At 64.0% G+C, this 16496-nt stretch carries 18 protein-coding genes and 1 other RNA gene; 13 read left to right on the top strand and 6 right to left on the bottom strand.

Features of this window, described 5'->3' with window-relative positions; genetic code table 11:
• The first annotated feature begins 6 nt into the window (after window positions 1–6).
• On the top strand, window positions 7–516 hold the full coding sequence (locus tag D7S89_RS08685; RefSeq protein WP_121277193.1) for a gluconokinase: 510 nt from the start codon (window positions 7–9) through the stop codon (window positions 514–516).
• Between the two features lie 101 nt (window positions 517–617).
• Here the strand turns inward: D7S89_RS08685 and purB are convergent, their stop codons facing one another.
• A complete protein-coding gene (gene purB / locus D7S89_RS08680; protein WP_121277192.1) occupies window positions 618–2006 on the bottom strand; it encodes an adenylosuccinate lyase in 1389 nt (462 codons plus the stop codon).
• Between the two features lie 153 nt (window positions 2007–2159).
• Window positions 2160–3563 (bottom strand): MFS transporter, encoded by a 1404-nt coding sequence (locus D7S89_RS08675; protein WP_121277191.1) that lies wholly within the window; start codon window positions 3561–3563, stop codon window positions 2160–2162.
• Between the two features lie 374 nt (window positions 3564–3937).
• On the opposite strand from D7S89_RS08675, the gene D7S89_RS08670 reads away from it, so the two are divergent.
• From D7S89_RS08670 to D7S89_RS08645, 6 genes are all read left to right on the top strand, one after another.
• Window positions 3938–4921, top strand: a complete 984-nt coding sequence (locus tag D7S89_RS08670; RefSeq protein ID WP_121277378.1) for a LysR family transcriptional regulator — start codon at window positions 3938–3940, stop codon at window positions 4919–4921.
• 141 nt (window positions 4922–5062) lie between these two features.
• Window positions 5063–6367 carry a Glu/Leu/Phe/Val family dehydrogenase gene (locus tag D7S89_RS08665; protein ID WP_121277190.1) on the top strand — a complete coding sequence of 435 codons (1305 nt, stop codon included), beginning with the start codon at window positions 5063–5065 and terminating at the stop codon, window positions 6365–6367.
• A 206-nt stretch (window positions 6368–6573) separates the two neighbouring features.
• Entirely contained in the window at window positions 6574–7497 is a 924-nt protein-coding gene (locus D7S89_RS08660; RefSeq protein ID WP_121277189.1) for a glutamate/aspartate ABC transporter substrate-binding protein, read from the top strand.
• An 83-nt stretch (window positions 7498–7580) separates the two neighbouring features.
• Window positions 7581–8321 (top strand): amino acid ABC transporter permease, encoded by a 741-nt coding sequence (locus D7S89_RS08655; protein ID WP_121277188.1) that lies wholly within the window; start codon window positions 7581–7583, stop codon window positions 8319–8321.
• On the top strand, window positions 8321–8998 hold the full coding sequence (gene gltK / locus D7S89_RS08650) for a glutamate/aspartate ABC transporter permease GltK (protein WP_121277187.1): 678 nt from the start codon (window positions 8321–8323) through the stop codon (window positions 8996–8998). Before D7S89_RS08655 ends, gltK begins: the two co-directional genes overlap by 1 nt.
• Window positions 8995–9720 carry an amino acid ABC transporter ATP-binding protein gene (locus tag D7S89_RS08645; RefSeq protein ID WP_121277186.1) on the top strand — a complete coding sequence of 242 codons (726 nt, stop codon included), beginning with the start codon at window positions 8995–8997 and terminating at the stop codon, window positions 9718–9720. Before gltK ends, D7S89_RS08645 begins: the two co-directional genes overlap by 4 nt.
• Before the next feature lie 33 nt (window positions 9721–9753).
• On the opposite strand, the gene D7S89_RS08640 is transcribed toward D7S89_RS08645, so the two are convergent.
• Entirely contained in the window at window positions 9754–10671 is a 918-nt protein-coding gene (locus D7S89_RS08640; RefSeq protein WP_121277185.1) for a class II glutamine amidotransferase, read from the bottom strand.
• A gap of 245 nt (window positions 10672–10916) precedes the next feature.
• Here D7S89_RS08640 and pyrC point away from each other — a divergent pair, with 245 nt between their 5' ends.
• The 3 genes from pyrC (at window position 10917) to rnpB (ending at window position 13283) form a co-directional block, all read left to right on the top strand.
• Window positions 10917–12005 (top strand): dihydroorotase, encoded by a 1089-nt coding sequence (pyrC, locus tag D7S89_RS08635; RefSeq protein ID WP_121277377.1) that lies wholly within the window; start codon window positions 10917–10919, stop codon window positions 12003–12005.
• Window positions 12006–12010: 5 nt separating this feature from the next.
• Window positions 12011–12856: a DUF3025 domain-containing protein gene (locus D7S89_RS08630; RefSeq protein WP_121277184.1), complete on the top strand. Its 846-nt coding sequence runs from the start codon at window positions 12011–12013 to the stop codon at window positions 12854–12856.
• A 16-nt stretch (window positions 12857–12872) separates the two neighbouring features.
• Window positions 12873–13283: RNase P RNA component class A (gene rnpB, locus D7S89_RS08625), an RNA gene on the top strand.
• 78 nt (window positions 13284–13361) lie between these two features.
• Here rnpB and D7S89_RS08620 read toward each other — a convergent pair.
• A complete protein-coding gene (locus D7S89_RS08620; RefSeq protein ID WP_121277183.1) occupies window positions 13362–13784 on the bottom strand; it encodes an OsmC family protein in 423 nt (140 codons plus the stop codon).
• Window positions 13785–14212: 428 nt separating this feature from the next.
• On the opposite strand from D7S89_RS08620, the gene rplM reads away from it, so the two are divergent.
• From rplM to erpA, 3 genes are all read left to right on the top strand, one after another.
• Window positions 14213–14641 carry a 50S ribosomal protein L13 gene (rplM, locus tag D7S89_RS08615; protein WP_020566108.1) on the top strand — a complete coding sequence of 143 codons (429 nt, stop codon included), beginning with the start codon at window positions 14213–14215 and terminating at the stop codon, window positions 14639–14641.
• Window positions 14642–14652: 11 nt separating this feature from the next.
• Window positions 14653–15045, top strand: coding sequence for a 30S ribosomal protein S9 (gene rpsI / locus D7S89_RS08610; RefSeq protein WP_121277182.1), 393 nt, complete (start codon window positions 14653–14655; stop codon window positions 15043–15045).
• Window positions 15046–15234: 189 nt separating this feature from the next.
• Window positions 15235–15600, top strand: coding sequence for an iron-sulfur cluster insertion protein ErpA (erpA, locus tag D7S89_RS08605; RefSeq protein ID WP_121277181.1), 366 nt, complete (start codon window positions 15235–15237; stop codon window positions 15598–15600).
• A gap of 170 nt (window positions 15601–15770) precedes the next feature.
• Here erpA and D7S89_RS08600 read toward each other — a convergent pair whose 3' ends face one another.
• Window positions 15771–16058, bottom strand: a complete 288-nt coding sequence (locus D7S89_RS08600; protein WP_121277180.1) for a type II toxin-antitoxin system RelE/ParE family toxin — start codon at window positions 16056–16058, stop codon at window positions 15771–15773.
• Window positions 16058–16345, bottom strand: coding sequence for a CopG family ribbon-helix-helix protein (locus D7S89_RS08595; RefSeq protein WP_121277376.1), 288 nt, complete (start codon window positions 16343–16345; stop codon window positions 16058–16060). The genes D7S89_RS08600 and D7S89_RS08595 overlap by 1 nt, the downstream gene beginning before the upstream one ends.
• Window positions 16346–16496: the final 151 nt, after the last annotated feature.

Below are 16496 nucleotides of genomic sequence, written 5' to 3'. Positions count from 1 at the left end.
GGAGCGATGATTCTGATCGTGATGGGCGTCTCGGGCGCCGGCAAGACGCGGATCGGAGAACTGCTGGCCGAGCGACTGGCGTGCAGCTTCATGGATGGGGACGCATTTCACAGCGAGGCGAACAAGGCGAAGATGGCGCATGGCATCGCGCTGACCGATGACGATCGCTGGCCGTGGCTCGCGGCGATTCGCGCGGCTATCGAGGCCCGGCAGCGGGCCGGCGAGACGGCGGTGTTCGGCTGCTCGTCGCTCAAGCGCGCGTACCGCGACGTGCTGCGCGGTGGCCCCGGTGGCGACGGCAATGTACGGTTCGTTTATCTGAGGGGGACGTTCGAGGTGCTGCGCCAGCGCCTGAACGCGCGCGCCGGTCATTTCTTCGATCCGTCGTTGCTGCAAAGTCAGCTCGATACGCTCGAAGAACCGGGCGAGGATGAGGCGCTGACGGTCAGCGTCGACATGACGCCCGAGGCGATCGTCGACGAGGTGATGGCCAAGCTTGGTCGAAGGAGCGCGTAACTCGCGTACCTGCACCTCGGGCACGCTCAAAAAACAAAGGGCCGGCTGCGCAAGGCAGCCGGCCCCGATTGGCAAGGCTTAAACGGCGCGCGCCTTAAACTTTAAGCAATGCGCTTGGCCAGCTCGATGGCCTTGCCGACATACGAGGCGGGCGTCATGGCGAGCAGGCGTGCCTTGGCGTCTTCGGGAATCGCGAGGCCGCCGATGAACTGCTGCAACGCCTCTGCCGTGATGCCCTTGCCGCGCGTGAGCTCCTTGAGCTGCTCGTACGGATTCTCGATGCCGTAGCGGCGCATCACCGTTTGCACCGGTTCGGCCAGCACTTCCCAGCAGTTGTCGAGATCGTCGTTCAGGCGCTGCGGATTGACTTCGAGCTTGTCGAGACCGCGCAGCAGCGCGTCGTAGGCGAGCAGCGAGTAGCCGAGTGCGACGCCCATGTTGCGCAGCACCGTCGAATCGGTCAGATCGCGTTGCCAGCGCGAGACGGGCAGCTTGTCGGCCAGGTGGCGCAGTGTTGCGTTGGCGAGGCCCAGGTTGCCTTCGGAGTTTTCGAAGTCGATCGGGTTGACCTTGTGCGGCATCGTCGACGAGCCGATTTCGCCGGCCTTCGTCTTCTGCTTGAAGTAGCCGAGCGAGATGTAGCCCCAGACGTCGCGGTCGAGGTCGAGCAGGATCGTGTTCGCGCGGGCCACGGCGTCGAACAGCTCGGCCATGTAGTCGTGCGGCTCGATCTGGATCGTGTACGGGTTGAACGCGAGCTTCAGGCGCTTTTCGACGACCTCGCGCGAGAACCCTTCCCAATCGAACTCGGGATAGGCGGACAGGTGCGCGTTGTAGTTGCCGACCGCGCCGTTCATCTTGCCGAGGATCTCGACGCGCGCGATGCGCTCGATCGCGCGTGCGAGACGCGCGGCGACGTTGGCGATTTCCTTGCCGAGCGTCGTCGGGCTCGCAGGCTGACCGTGCGTGCGCGAGAGCATCGGCTGCTCGGCGTGGGCGTGCGCGAGCGCGACGAGGCGCGAGTGCACGGCACGCAGCGCGGGCAGGATCACGTGCTCGCGTGCACCGGCCAGCATGAGGCCGTGCGACGTGTTGTTGATGTCTTCCGAGGTGCAGGCGAAGTGAATGAATTCGCTCGCACGCTCGAGTTCGGGCTGGCCCTTCACCGATTCCTTGAGCCAGTATTCGACGGCCTTCACGTCGTGGTTCGTCACGCGCTCGATTTCCTTGATGCGCGCGGCGTCGTGCGCCGAGAAGCGCTCGATGAGTTCGAGCAGGAACTGTTCGCTGGCAGCCGAGAAGCGCGGGACTTCGGCAAAGCCCGCATGCGACAGCGCGATGAGCCAGTGGACCTCGACCGTCACGCGGTGGCGCATGAAGGCGGCTTCGGAGAGCCAGTCACGCAGCGCTTCGGTCTTCGTGGCGTAGCGGCCGTCGAGCGGGGACAGGGCGGTGAGGGCAAAGAGGGTGTCGGCGCGAGTATCGGACATGATGGGGCGGCTTGGGCGCGAAACGCGCCGGTTTCTGAGCAGGGGAGAACCGCGAATTTTACCACCTGCATCGCGCCGCGCCGCCGTTTGCCGTTTGGACACGGGCCGGTTGCGACCGTCCTCGTGTCCGTACCCGTGTTTATCGTCAGAGGGTTATTCGCCGGCGGTGGCAGTTTGGCCGAGCACGGGGGAGGGAGCGGGTTCGCTGGCCGTCACGCTCGCCGGCGAGGCCCAGGTGAGCCACTGCGTGCGCAGCAGGACCAGCGCGCCGCACGCACAGGCCGCGAGCGCGCCGAACGTCGCGAAGCCCATCTGATAGCTGCCCGTGTTTTCCTTGGCGATGCCCATGACGACGGGCAGATAGAAGCCGCCGATCCCGCCCGCGGCACCGATCACGCCCGAGAGCAGGCCGGTTTTGCCTTTCCAGCGGTGCGGCACGAGTTGGAACGTTGCGCCGTTGCCGAGCCCGAACGCGAGGTAGAGGCACACGAGCAGCGCGATGCCGCCGCCGAGCGGAGGCATCCAGGCGGCGAACGCGAAATCGCCGAGCGAGATCAGCGCCAGCAGCACGAGCAACGCGCGCACGCCCGTCACGCGATCGGCCAGCGAGCCGCCCATCGGCCGCACGATCGCGCCGAGGAACGCGAGCAGCGACATGAACAGACCTGCCTCGAGCTTGGGCAGCTGATAGAGCGTGGTCAGCAGCAGCGTCACGTAAGAGGACATGCCGACGAAGCCGCCGAACGTGATGCCGTAGATCAGCATCAGCACCCAGGTATCGCGTTCGGCGAGCACGGCGCGGTAGCGTGCGGGCAGCAACGCGATCGCGCCGAGCGCGCCGATCAGCGGCAGCAGCAACACGCCGGTCTTGCCCGGGCCGAACACGCCCGCATGCACGGCCAGCACGAGGACGACGAGGCCCGCGAGCGTGGCGGCGAAGCTGCCGAGCGCACGCGCGGTGTCACCGGTCTTTTCGCCGCGATCATCGCCCCAGGCAAACAGCGCCAGGCCCGCGAGCCCGAGCAGCGGCAACGCGGCCGCCGTGGCGAACTGCCAGCCGAGCGCGCTCGCCACGTGCGGGAACAGGAAGCCGTCGAGCATGGCGCCGATGTTGCCGGCAGCAGCCAAGCCCAGCACGAGCCCCTGCACCTTCGGCGGGTAACTGCTGCCGGCCATCGGCAGCGCGACCGCGAAGCTCGCCCCGCCCATGCCGAGGAACACGCCGAGCACGAGCAGCAGCGTATAGGACGGCACGCCCGGCCACAGCGGCAACACGACGGCCGGCACTGCCGAGAGCAGCACGCCCAGCAGCGCAATGCGCCGGCCATCGGTCGACTGATACAGGTTGCCGAGCGTCACGCGCAGGATGGCGGCGGCGAGCACGGGCACGGCAACGAGAAAGCCCTGCTCGGCGGCGTTCATCGGCACGTCCTTGCCGATGAACGGCGCGAGCGGGCCATAGAGGACCCAGACCGTGAAGCCGGTATCGAAATAGAGGAAGCACGCGAGGAGCGAGCGCCAATTGCCGCTCCGTAGCGCTTGTTGCAGGTTCTTCATGGCATCCTCGCGTCGCGATGGAAGGGAAGGTCGGTGAGGTCGGGTGCGCGCCGCGCATCTTCTTTTGCAGTGCAGCGCGAGGCCAGGCAAATGCAAGGCCTGTGCCAAGATCCGTGCCCTAAAAAGCAGAACAAAGCGCAAGGACGCGCCGCGCGTGCGTTTGCGCCGCGTGTCGTCACACAGCATGCCCCGCATCGGTTGGCGGCCCGCCCGCGAGCGGTGCAGCGTCGGCGCACCGGGCTTGCGCGGCCGGCACAGGGCGCGTGCGGCGCGCGCGCCGATGGTGCGCTGCAAGAACGACGGCGGAGGCGTCCATCACGGCGCCCGGTAAAATGCGCGCGTTGCCCCTCTCGCTGCTTTTTGCCAAGGCCCGCATGGAACTGAAATGGCTCGAAGACTTCGTTTCGCTCGCGGAAACGCGCAGCTTCAGCCGTTCGGCCGAACTGCGGCATGTCACCCAGCCTGCGTTTTCGCGGCGTATCCAGGCGCTCGAGGCGTGGCTCGGCACTGAGCTGATCGACCGCTCGGTGTATCCGACGCGGCTGACGCAGGCGGGACAGGTCTTCTACGAACAAGCATTAGCCATGCTGTCGCAGGTGCACGAGGCGCGCATCCTGCTGCGCGGCCACACGGGCGCGCCCGCCGCCACGATCGAATTCGCCGTGCCGCATACGCTGTCGCTGACGTACTTCCCGCGCTGGCTGCAACGCATCGAAGCGCAACTGGGCCCCGTGCATACGCGCCTGCGCGCGCTCAACGTACACGATGCGGTGCTCTCGCTCGTTGAGGGCGGGTGCGACCTGGTGATGGGATATCACCATCCGAGCCATCCCGTCGCGCTCGATCCCGCGCGCTACGACATGCTGACGCTGGGCAGCGAGCCGATCAGCCCGTTCTCGGCGCCGCTGCGCGCGGGGCGCGCGCGCTACCAGTTGCCGGGCACGCTCGAGGCGCCGGTGCCGTATCTGTCGTACACGCCCAACGCTTACCTCGGGCGCATGACGGAAGTCATCATCGCGAACGCATCCGAGCGCCTATATCTCGATCGCATCTACGAAACCGATATGGCCGAAGGGCTCAAGGCGATGGCGCTGGCGGGCCACGGTGTCGCGTTTCTGCCGCACAGCGCGGTCGAAGACGCCGTGGCGGCCGGCGACCTGATCCGGCTCGACCGGCCCACGCGCGGGGCAAGCGCGGACCGCTTCACGCTGACGATGGAGATCCGCCTGTATCGAGACAAGCTCGCCGCGACCAGCGACGATCCGCGCCAGCAGCTCGTGCGGCGCCTGTGGCAGGTCGTCGCAGGCGAGGTCGAGGGCGGTGTGAGGCAGGCCGACGAAGGCGCGCGAACCGGTTGACGCGTCGGCTCGGCCGGCCGCTTCGCATGCGTGCCGGGCAACGTTATGCAAACCATGCATAACGGGATGAGCAAACGGCATTGGATTTCAAAAATGCCTTTTTCGACAATGGCGCCCATTCCTGTGACCGTTGGAGTGTCCATGTCCTCGCAATTGCAGTCCTCGCCGTCTGCGCAATCGATTCCCTCGTATCTCAACCGCGACGATCTCGGCCCCTGGGGCAACTACCTGCGTCAGGTCGACCGCGTCGCGCCGTATCTCGGTTCCCTGTCGCGCTGGCTCGAAACGCTCAAGCGTCCGAAGCGCATTCTCGTCGTCGATGTGCCCATCGAACTCGATAACGGCACCGTCGCGCACTTCGAAGGCTATCGCGTGCAGCACAACGTCTCGCGCGGTCCCGGCAAGGGCGGCGTGCGCTACCACCAGGACGTGACGCTGTCGGAAGTGATGGCGCTGTCGGCTTGGATGTCGGTGAAGAACGCCGCTGTGAACGTGCCGTACGGCGGCGCGAAGGGTGGTATCCGTGTCGATCCGCGCACGCTGTCGCGCGGCGAGCTCGAGCGCGTCACGCGCCGCTACACGAGCGAGATCGGCCTCATCATCGGACCGAACACCGACATTCCGGCGCCTGACGTCAACACGAACGAACAGATCATGGCGTGGATGATGGACACGTACTCCATGAACCAAGGCCAGACGGCCACGGGCGTCGTGACGGGCAAGCCCATCTCGTTGGGCGGCTCGCTGGGTCGTCGGGAAGCGACCGGCCGCGGCGTGTTCGTCGTCGGCACGGAAGCGGCACGCCGCGTGGGCCTGAGCATCGAAGGCGCGCGTATCGCCGTGCAAGGCTTCGGCAACGTGGGCGGCATCGCTGCGCACCTGTTCGAAGAAGCCGGTGCGAAGGTGATCGCGGTGCAGGATCACACGGGTTCGATCTTCAATCCGAAGGGCCTCGATACCGCCGCGCTGCTCGAGCACGTCGCCAAGCAAGGTGGTGTGGGCGGCTTCACGGGCGCCGATCCGCTCAACAACGATGAATTCTGGACGATCGAGACGGACATCCTGATCCCGGCCGCGCTCGAGAACCAGATCACCGAGAAGAACGCGTCGAAGATCAAGACGAAGATCATCGTCGAAGGCGCGAACGGCCCGACGACGACGGCCGCCGACGACATCCTGCACGACAAGGGCATCCTCGTGATCCCGGACGTCGTGGCCAACGCGGGTGGCGTGACGGTGTCGTACTTCGAGTGGGTGCAGGACTTCTCGAGCTTCTTCTGGACCGAAGACGAGATCAACCAGCGCCTCGAGCGCGTCATGCGCGAAGCGTTCAACGCCGTGTGGCAAGTGTCGAGCGAAAATCAGGTGTCGATGCGTACGGCGGCGTTCATCGTCGCGTGCAAGCGGATCCTGATGGCGCGCGAAATGCGCGGCCTGTACCCCTGATCGATACCGATCGAGGGCTCAGACCCAGGCCGGCACGCGGGGCGACATGCCCGCGCGTGTCCGGCATTTGAAGCGGGCGGCATCGCAAGGTGTCGCCCGCTTTTCGTTTGCTGCGGCCGACGACGCAGTTCGTCTGCAGTTTTCGCTACTTTCAAGATGCTTTCTTTGTTACAGTGGGTGAAAGTTATCCTGAATGAGGTAAAACTATGGCGTCGACGAAATTCAAGAAGCTCGTGCGGGCGATCTGTGCAATGGGCGCAGTCAGCGTGTTGGGGGCGGCCGGTGCGGCGCGAGCCGAGGGCGGGAGCGCGGGCACACTGAAGAAGATCGCGGACACGGGTGTCATTTCGCTGGGCCATCGTGAATCGTCGATTCCATTCTCCTACTACGACGATCAGCATCACGTCATCGGCTACTCGTACGACTTCGAAATGAAGATTGTCGAGGCCGTCAAGCGCGAGCTGAACCGGCCCGATCTGCGCATGAAACTCGTGCCGATCACGTCGCAAAACCGCATCTCGCTCGTGCAGAACGGCATGATCGATATCGAATGCGGCTCTACGACGAACAACGCCGAGCGTGCGCAACAAGTCGCCTTCTCGAACACGATCTTCGTGATCAGCACGCGCCTTCTGACGAAGAAGACATCGAGCATCCGCGATTTCGCCGATCTGAAAGGCAAGACTGTGGTGACGACGGCCGGCACGACGTCGGAGCGCCTGCTGCGCAAGATGAATCAGGACGAGAACATGGGCATGACCGTCGTCAGCGCGAAAGATCATGGCGACGCGTTTCATACGCTGCAGACAGGCCGCGCCGTCGCGTTCTCGATGGACGATGCCCTGCTTGCCGGTGAGCGTGCCAAGGCTCGGCGTCCCGACGATTACATCATCGTCGGAACGCCGCAATCGCGCGAAGCCTATGGCTGCATGATGCGCAAGGACGATCCAGAATTCAAAAAGGTCGTCGACCATGCGATCGCTCAGACGCAGACGTCGGGTCAAGCCGACCAGATCTATCGCAAGTGGTTCGAATCGCCGATCCCGCCGAAGGGGTTGAACCTGAACTTCCCTGAAAGCGAAGACATGAAAGCATTGTTCAGGACTCCAAACGACAAGCCGATGAGCTGAGGTGGCATGTTGATGCCGCCATTGGGCGCCGATGAACGAAAAGAAGAGGCGGGCGAGCTGCTCGCCTCGACGGGAGCCTTGTCATGTCTTATCACTGGAATTGGGGCGTGCTGCTAAGCCCGGTCTCGACGGGCGAGCCGAGCACGTACCTCGGGTGGCTGCTGTCGGGCCTGCAGCTCACCGTGGCTGTTTCGCTGTCGGGGTGGGTGCTCGCGCTCGTCGTCGGCTCCTGCGTCGGCGTATTGCGCACGATGCCGCACCGCGGGCTGGCCGGCGTCGCCGCAGCCTACGTTGCGCTGTATCGCAACGTGCCGTTGATCGTGCAGTTCTTCGCCTGGTACTTCGTTGTGCCTGAGCTGCTGCCCTCGTCGGCCGGCGCATGGTTCAAGCAGCTACCGCCCCATCTGCAGTTCCTGTCGACGTCGATTCTCTGCTTGGGCCTGTTCACGGCCGCGCGCGTCGCCGAGCAGGTGCGCTCGGCCATCGAGGCGTTGCCGCGAGGCCAGTGTGCCGCGGGCCTCGCGCTCGGCTTCACGCAGTGGCAGACCTACCGCTACGTGCTGCTGCCCGTCGCGTTTCGCGTCATCGTACCGCCGCTGACATCCGAGTTCGTCAACGTCTTCAAGAACTCGGCGGTTGCGTCGACGATCGGCCTGATAGAGCTTTCGGCCCAGGCGCGGCAACTCGTCGACTACACGGCGCAGGCGTACGAATCGTTCATCGCTGTGACGCTGGCATACGCCTTCATTAATCTGACGGTGATGTGCGCGATGCGCTGGATCGAGCGTCATACGCGGCTGCCCGGCCAACTCGGAGGGGCATGATGGATCAGTTCGATTGGAGCGGTGTTCCCGGAGCATTGCCGACGTTTGGGGCCGGTGCGCTCGTGACGCTCGAAATCGCGCTCGTCGCGATCGCGGCCGGTATCGCATGGGGCACCTTACTCGCGTTGCTGCGGCTTTCGCCGGTCAAGCCGCTGCGTGCATTCGCGCAAGCCTACGTGGCCTGCTTTCGCGCAGTTCCACTTGTCATGGTTCTGCTCTGGTTTTTCCTGATCGTGCCGCACGTTCTGCAGCGGTTGTTCGGCTTGTCGCCCGACGCCGACATCCGCCTCGCCTCGGCGATGATCGCGTTCTCGCTGTTCGAAGCCGCTTACTATTCCGAGATCGTGCGGGCCGGCATTCAAGCTGTGCCGGTCGGGCAGGCGAAGGCCTCGCTCGCGCTCGGCATGAGCGCATGGCAGGCGATGCGCTTCGTCGTGCTGCCGCAGGCATGGCGCGCGATGGTGCCGCTGCTGCTGACGCAGGCAATCGTCCTCTTTCAGGACACGTCGCTTGTCTACGTGATCGGTCTCGCTGATTTTTTCCGCACGGCGACGAACGTCGGTGACCGCGACGGCACGCTCATCGAGATGGTGCTGTTTGCCGGCGGCTGCTATTTTGTCGTCTGCACGATAGCGTCGGGGCTCGTGGCAAGTCTTCAAACAAAGGTCGTGAAATGATTTCAATCAAGAATGTTTCGAAATGGTACGGCCCGGTCCAGGTGCTGGCCGACTGCACGACGGAGGTCAAGCGGGGCGAGGTGGTCGTCGTGTGCGGGCCGTCGGGCTCGGGCAAGTCGACGCTGATCAAGACCGTCAACGGCCTCGAGCCGTTTCAGCAGGGCGAGATCGTTGTGGACGGCCAATCGGTCGGCGACAAGAAAACGAATCTGTCGAAGCTGCGCGCGAAAGTCGGCATGGTCTTCCAGCATTTCGAACTGTTTCCGCACCTGTCGATTACCGAGAACCTCACGCTCGCGCAGATCAAGGTGCTGGGCCGTTCGAAGGACGAAGCGGCCGACAAAGGCCTGAAGCTGCTCGATCGCGTGGGATTGAAGGAGCACGCCGACAAATTCCCGGGCCAGCTCTCAGGTGGGCAGCAGCAGCGCGTGGCGATCGCGCGGGCGCTGTCGATGGACCCGGTCGCGATGCTGTTCGACGAGCCCACGTCGGCGCTCGATCCCGAGATGATCAACGAGGTGCTCGACGTCATGGTCGAGCTTGCGCAGGAAGGCATGACGATGATGTGCGTGACGCACGAGATGGGCTTCGCGAAGAAGGTCGCGCATCGTGTGGTCTTCATGGATCGCGGCGCGATCGTCGAGGACGACCTCAAAGAGGCGTTTTTCGCTCGCCCGAAGTCGGAGCGCGCGCGCGAGTTCCTCGCGAAGATCCTGCATTGAGGCTTGCTTCGTTACCCGAGGGGTAACGGCACGTTACGATTCGAACGCGGCGATATCGTCGGCTTCGGCGTCCAAATCGCGCGACGCGGTGTCTGCGCTGCGTTTCCTGGGGGCGGAGGCCGATACATCGCAAGCCGGGTTGCGTGCCTTCTCGAGCACGGCCGGCGGCACGGGAATATGCATGCGCGCGGCCACATCACCATCCTTGAACATCAGCAAGTCGCCGGGCTCGAAGGCGGTCCAGATCTCGTCATCGGTTAGCGGCTGCGTGGCGATCACGGCCACGCGGTCCTCCGGCGTCGTGTACTGCGCGAAGTCGATCGACATGTCGGCGTCGATCAGATGCGCGGTCGAGAACGGCCAGCGACGCACGAGATAGTGCAGGTGCGTCGAGCCGTGCGCGAAGAGAGCCTGCCCATTCGACATCAAGAAGTTGAACACGCCGTAGTCGGTGATCTCACGCGTGAGCTCGCCGAGCACCGCAAACAGTTCATGCAAGGGCGGCTGTGCGCACGGAAATGCTTGCCGCAAGCCTTGCAGCAGCGCGCAGAAGGCGAGCTCGCTATCGGTCGTGCCGACGGGCTGATAGACGCCGTTCAGCGTCGGCCGATAGCCTTGCAGATCGCCGTTGTGCGCGAAGATCCAGTGGCGTCCCCACAGCTCGCGCATGAACGGGTGGCAATTCTCGAGCAGGATGTGCCCTTGCGTCGCCTTGCGGATATGCGCAATCGTGTTTTTCGACTTGATCGGATAACGCTTGACCATGTCGGCGAGCGGCGAGGTGGCCGACGACTGGTGGTCGATGAATAGCCGGCAGGCCTTGTCTTCGAAGAACGCGATGCCCCAACCGTCGGCATGGTGGTCGGTCACGCCGCCACGCGCCGCGAAGCCGGTGAAGGAGAACGTGACGTCCGTTGGCGCGGCGCAGTTCATTCCGAGAAGTTGGCACATGGTACGAAGGGTAAAGCGTGTGGTCCGCGGGCCCGGTTGCGAACCCGCTACAATATGTTTTTTGAAGCATATACCGAGCCGCAAGTCGAAAAAAGCGAAATCAGCGGGCGCAGGGCGGCCTGCGTTGCAGTTTTTCCACGATACCGACGGCCGAGCCCTCTGTCGTACCCGCCCGCGCATCCGCCCGATCTCGTCCGCGCTCGCCACGCGCCACGCGCGCTTCTCTTTCTAGTTTGATCGTCGCCATGACCGTTTCCACTTCTTCCCCGAGCGCAGCGCCGGCCGCAAGCACGCTGTCTTCGTTGACCCTTGCACGCCCCGACGACTGGCACCTGCACCTGCGTGACGGTGCGATGCTCGCGGCGGTGCTGCCGCATACGGCGCGCCAGTTCGGCCGCGCGATCGTCATGCCGAACCTGAAGCCGCCGGTCACGACGACCGAGGCCGCGCGCGCCTACCGCGAGCGCATTCTCGCGGCGCTGCCGGCCGGGATGACGTTCGAGCCGCTGATGACGCTGTACTTGACCGACAACACGGCGCCCGACGAGATTCGCCGCGCGCGTGAAAGCGGCTTCGTACACGGCGTGAAGCTCTATCCGGCCGGTGCGACGACGAACTCCGACGCGGGCGTCACCGATCTGGGCAAGTGCGCGAAGACGCTCGAAGTCATGCAGGAAGTCGGCATGCCGCTGCTCGTGCATGGCGAAGTGACCGACGCATCGATCGACCTGTTCGATCGCGAGAAGGTGTTCATCGATCGCGTGATGGAGCCGCTGCGCCGCGATTTCCCCGCATTGAAGGTCGTGTTCGAGCACATCACCACGAAGGATGCGGCGGACTACGTGCGCGATGCCGATGCGGCACCGGGCCAGTTCGGCGCGACGATCACGGCGCATCATCTGCTGTACAACCGCAACGCGATCTTCCAGGGCGGCATTCGCCCGCATTACTACTGCCTGCCCGTGCTCAAGCGCGAAACGCATCGCGTGGCGCTCGTGGCGGCCGCGACCTCGGGCAATCAGCGCTTCTTCCTCGGCACCGACAGCGCGCCGCACCCGAAGGGCCTGAAGGAGCATGCGTGCGGCTGCGCGGGATGCTACACGGCACTGCACGCACTCGAGCTCTACGCGGAAGCGTTCGATCAGGCCGGGGCGCTCGACAGGCTCGAAGGTTTCGCGAGCTTCTTTGGTCCCGATTTCTACCGTCTGCCGCGCAGCACCGAGCGCGTGACGCTTGTGCGCGAGCGCTGGACGCTGCCCGCGCAGATCGAAGCCGGCGATACGTCGGTCGTGCCGCTGCGTGGTGGTGAGGAATTGGGCTGGCGGCTCGCCTGATCCGTATGGATGCACAGGCAGCCGGCGGCGTGGACGCGCCCGACGCTGAGTCCTTTGGGTGCATCGACTGGGCGGCGCCGTGGTTTGCGCCGTTCGCCGAGCGCGGCGCGCGCTGGCAGTGCAGTGCGCTGGATGGGCCCGAGCCGTTTCTGGCGACGCTCGACGCAGACGCGTGCGCGAGCACCTGCGTGACGGGGCGCGGCTTGCCGCTGCGCTTCGTCACGCAAACACAGCTGCCAGTCGACACGGCCTACGAGGCGCACATCGCCGCTACCGGACGCGTGCCCACGCGTCACAATCTGCACGATTTTTTCAATGCGCTGGTCTGGCTCGCATTTCCGCGTCTGAAAGCGGGGCTCAATGCGCGGCAGGCGCAGGCTATCGAGCGCGACGGCGTTGGCGCCGTGCGAGGTGCCGAGCGCGACGCACTGACCCTGTTCGACGAGAACGCGGCGCTGTTCGTCACGACCGACGACGCGCTGACCGAGGCGCTCGTCGCTTTCGACTGGCGGCGCCTGTTCGTCGCGGGCCGCAGCAGCTGGGGCACGCGTTGCGAGGTCCACATCGTCGGCCACGCGCTGCTCGAGAAGTTGATCTCGCCCTACAAGGCCTGCACGGCACACGCCTGGATCGTGGGCGCGCCGCAAGCCTATTTCGGCTGGCCCGAGGCAGACCGTCGCGCGTGGCTCGACGAAACCACGGCGTGCGCGCTTGCGCAGGCAGCGCCCACGAGCCGTGCATTCGCACCACTACCGGTGCTCGGGATTCCCGGCTGGTGCGCCGCCAATGCCGACGCGACGTTCTACGACGATACGGGCGTCTTTCGTCCCGGGCGCCGCGCGGCCGCGTGATAACATTTCGAACTGCAAAGCAGGCCAGGCAGTCGCGGCTTTTCCGGTGCAAGCCGGAAAGGGCGAGGAAAGTCCGGACTCCATAGGGCAGGGTGATGGCTAACGGCCATCCGTGGCGACACGCGGAACAGGGCAACAGAAAGCAAACCGCCGATGGCCCGGCGCAAGCCGGGATCAGGTAAGGGTGAAACGGTGCGGTAAGAGCGCACCGCGGCTGCGGCGACGCAGACCGGCACGGTAACCTCCACCCGGAGCAATTCCAAATAGGCAGGCACGCATCTTCGGGTGCAAGGCGGGGCCCCCGTCTTGTCTGCGGGTAGGAAGCTTGAGCGCGTCAGCAATGGCGCGCCTAGAGGAATGGCTGCCACATGCGCGGTGCTTCGGTGCGGCGCATGCACAGAATCCGGCTTACCGGCCTGCTTTGCCACGCTACAAAACGAAAGCCGGCGTCTTTTTAGGGACGCCGGCTTTTTTATGCGTGCTCGATTCCGCTGGCGCGGCGCGCTCAGGTCTCGACGATCTCGAACGAGTGCGAGAGTTCGGCCGTCTTGGCGAGCATGATCGACGCGGAGCAGTACTTGTCGTGCGACAGATTGATCGCGCGCTCCACCGTCGACGGGTTGAGGTTCTTGCCCGTCACGGTGAAGTGAAAGTGGATCTTCGTGAAGATTTTCGGATCTTCGCTGGCTCGTTCGGCCTTCAAAGTGACCGTGCAGCCGACGATGTCCTGGCGGCTTTTCCTCAAAATCATCACGACGTCGTAAGCCGTGCAGCCGCCGGTGCCGAGCAGCACCATTTCCATTGGCCGCGGCGCCAGGTTGCGGCCGCCGCCTTCGGGCGCGCCGTCCATCATGGCCAGATGGCCGCTGCCGGTTTCGGCGGCAAAGGCCATGCCATCCGGGCCCATCCAGCTCACTTTGCATTCCATATGAAGCTCTCCGAGCGTTTGTGCAGAAAATCGACCTGCATTGTAGCCCCGCGGCCGGCGGTGCGTTGGGGCGGTCCAGCACACGGTGCCGGCGGCGTGCGCCCGGATTCAAATTTCGTAATGTGAATCAAGATTTCGCAATGCAGGTTTTCTTGCGCGCCCGGTGTTCCGTCTGTACAATTCGCTTCATTGATTGCCGAGATTCGGCAATCTCCGCATGTCTCCTCCACCCTCCTCCTTAGGTGGATTAAGCCCGAACCGAGCGTTCGGGCTTTTTTTTGACGCCGCCCGCGGATTTCCTTTATAATTCAGGGCTTTTCCGTATCGATGCCCGCGGAAGAAGAACAGGGAGAGCCTGCACAGCGCCTAGATGCGCGACATCAAGCAGGAACAAGAAACAGGGCACGGCAATTTTTTTTGGATCGATCATGAAGACGTTTTCCGCCAAAGCCCATGAGGTGACGCGCGAATGGTACGTGATTGACGCGACGGATAAGGTTCTCGGCCGTGTCGCCAGCGAAGTGGCACGCCGTCTGCGCGGCAAGCACAAGCCTGAGTTCACCCCGCACGTCGACACCGGTGATTTCATCATCGTCATCAACGCCGGCAAGCTGAAGGTCACGGGCAACAAGACCACCGACAAGAAGTACTACCGTCACTCGGGTTACCCGGGCGGTATCTATGAAACGACGTTCGGCAAGATGCAAGAACGCTTCCCGGGCCGTGCGCTCGAGAAGGCGGTCAAGGGCATGCTGCCGAAGGGGCCGCTCGGCTACGCGATGATCAAGAAGCTGAAGGTCTACGCAGAAGCCACGCATCCGCATACGGCTCAGCAGCCGAAAGCGCTCGAGATCTAAGGGGAGCCCACATGATCGGTAATTGGAACTATGGTACGGGCCGCCGCAAGAGCGCAGTCGCTCGTGTCTTCATCAAGGCAGGCAAGGGCGATATCGTCGTCAACGGCAAGCCCATCGCCGACTACTTCTCGCGCGAAACTTCGCTGATGATCGTGCGTCAGCCGCTCGAGCTCACGAACCACGCTACGACGTTCGACATCAAGGTCAACGTGTCGGGCGGCGGTGAAACGGGCCAAGCCGGCGCAGTTCGCCACGGCATCACCCGCGCGCTGATGGACTACGACGCGACGCTGAAGCCGGCACTGTCGCACGCCGGCTTCGTGACGCGCGATGCCCGTGAAGTCGAACGTAAGAAGGTCGGCTTCCACAAGGCACGTCGCCGCAAGCAGTTCTCGAAGCGTTAATACGCGTTTCGATGCGCTTCGCCCTTGTGGCGAAGTCGCTTCAAAAAGCCGCCGATGCGCAAGCTCGGCGGCTTTTTTACTGGCGCGAGGGTCGTCGGCGGCAAGAACCTATTGGATTCATGGGCTTGCCAAGCACGATACGTTGAACAGCCCTACAATAGCGCCTAGAAGCTTTTTTGGAGAGTCCGAATGACCGCCGTCACCGACACCCCCGTGACCGAGATGCCCAGCCCCTTCGTCTTTACCGACGCGGCGGCCGACAAAGTGAAGCAACTGATCGACGAAGAGGGCAATCCCGACCTCAAATTGCGCGTATTCGTGCAAGGCGGCGGCTGCTCCGGCTTTCAGTACGGCTTTACGTTCGACGAAACGATCAACGAGGATGACACCGTCATGAACAAGGGCGGCGTGCAGCTTTTGATCGACTCGATGAGCTACCAGTACCTCGTCGGCGCCGAGATCGACTACAAGGACGATATCAACGGCGCGCAGTTCGTCATCAAGAACCCGAACGCCACGACCACTTGCGGTTGCGGCTCGTCGTTCTCGGTCTGAGCATGCGCTTGGCTTGGCGTGACGCGGCATGCCGCGTCGCGTTAAATGGCAAGAAAAACGGGGCTTTGGCCCCGTTTTTTATTGATGCGCTCAGTGATTCGTGCGCCGGCGCGTCTCGTTAGCGGTTGAATGAAGGACACGGCTTTCATCCCGCAGAAATCTTCGCGTTTTCACCCGCTTTCAGCGGGTGGCCATTGGCGGGCTGCATGTACGACGTTCAGTACCCGCACTACGCTGCCGACTACGTCATAGACCAGAATGTAATGCCGGTGCGCAACCAGCTCGCGGGTGCCGGCAATGCGGCCGAGCCGGCCCAGATCGGGATGATCGGTCAAGCGTGCGGCTTTTTCTGAGAACAGCTCATCAAGGGCTAGCGCTGCGGTCGGGTTGTCGACCTCGATGTAGTCATAGATCGTTTCGCGGTCTTGTATCGCCTCTGGCGTCCAGAACAACTCCATCACTTGGCCGCTTCAAGCCCTCGACGTGTTGCTGCTCGGCGGGCAGCGAACTTGGCCTCGACGTCCGCAGCCGGTACCAGGTTGCCAGCGTTGGCCGAGGCCTGAGACTTTTGCACCTTGGCGCGGAGCCACGCATCGTACTCCACTGCCTCTTGCTGTTGCTTCACGTAGTCCCGCATGAAGTCGCGCAGGAGTTGCGCACCAGTACGGTCGTGGGCCTTGGCGGCCGCGGAGAAATCGGTTTTGAGGGCCTCATCGACCCGGAAAGTAAAGGTTGCCTCGCTCATCGCGGTGCTCGCATGTGTTACGTGATAGGTGCAGCGTAACACGTTGTCCGGCGTGCCGAAACAGAGCATCGAGCACAGACAGCGAACCATCGCCTCGAAGCAGCCAGCCCACAACGAACGGAGGGCTTCGGCCCCGTTTTATATTGGTGCG

The sequence above is a fragment of the Trinickia fusca genome (genome assembly GCF_003628145.1).
GTDB lineage: Bacteria > Pseudomonadota > Gammaproteobacteria > Burkholderiales > Burkholderiaceae > Trinickia > Trinickia fusca.
This window is presented reverse-complemented; position numbering and strand designations above follow the sequence as displayed.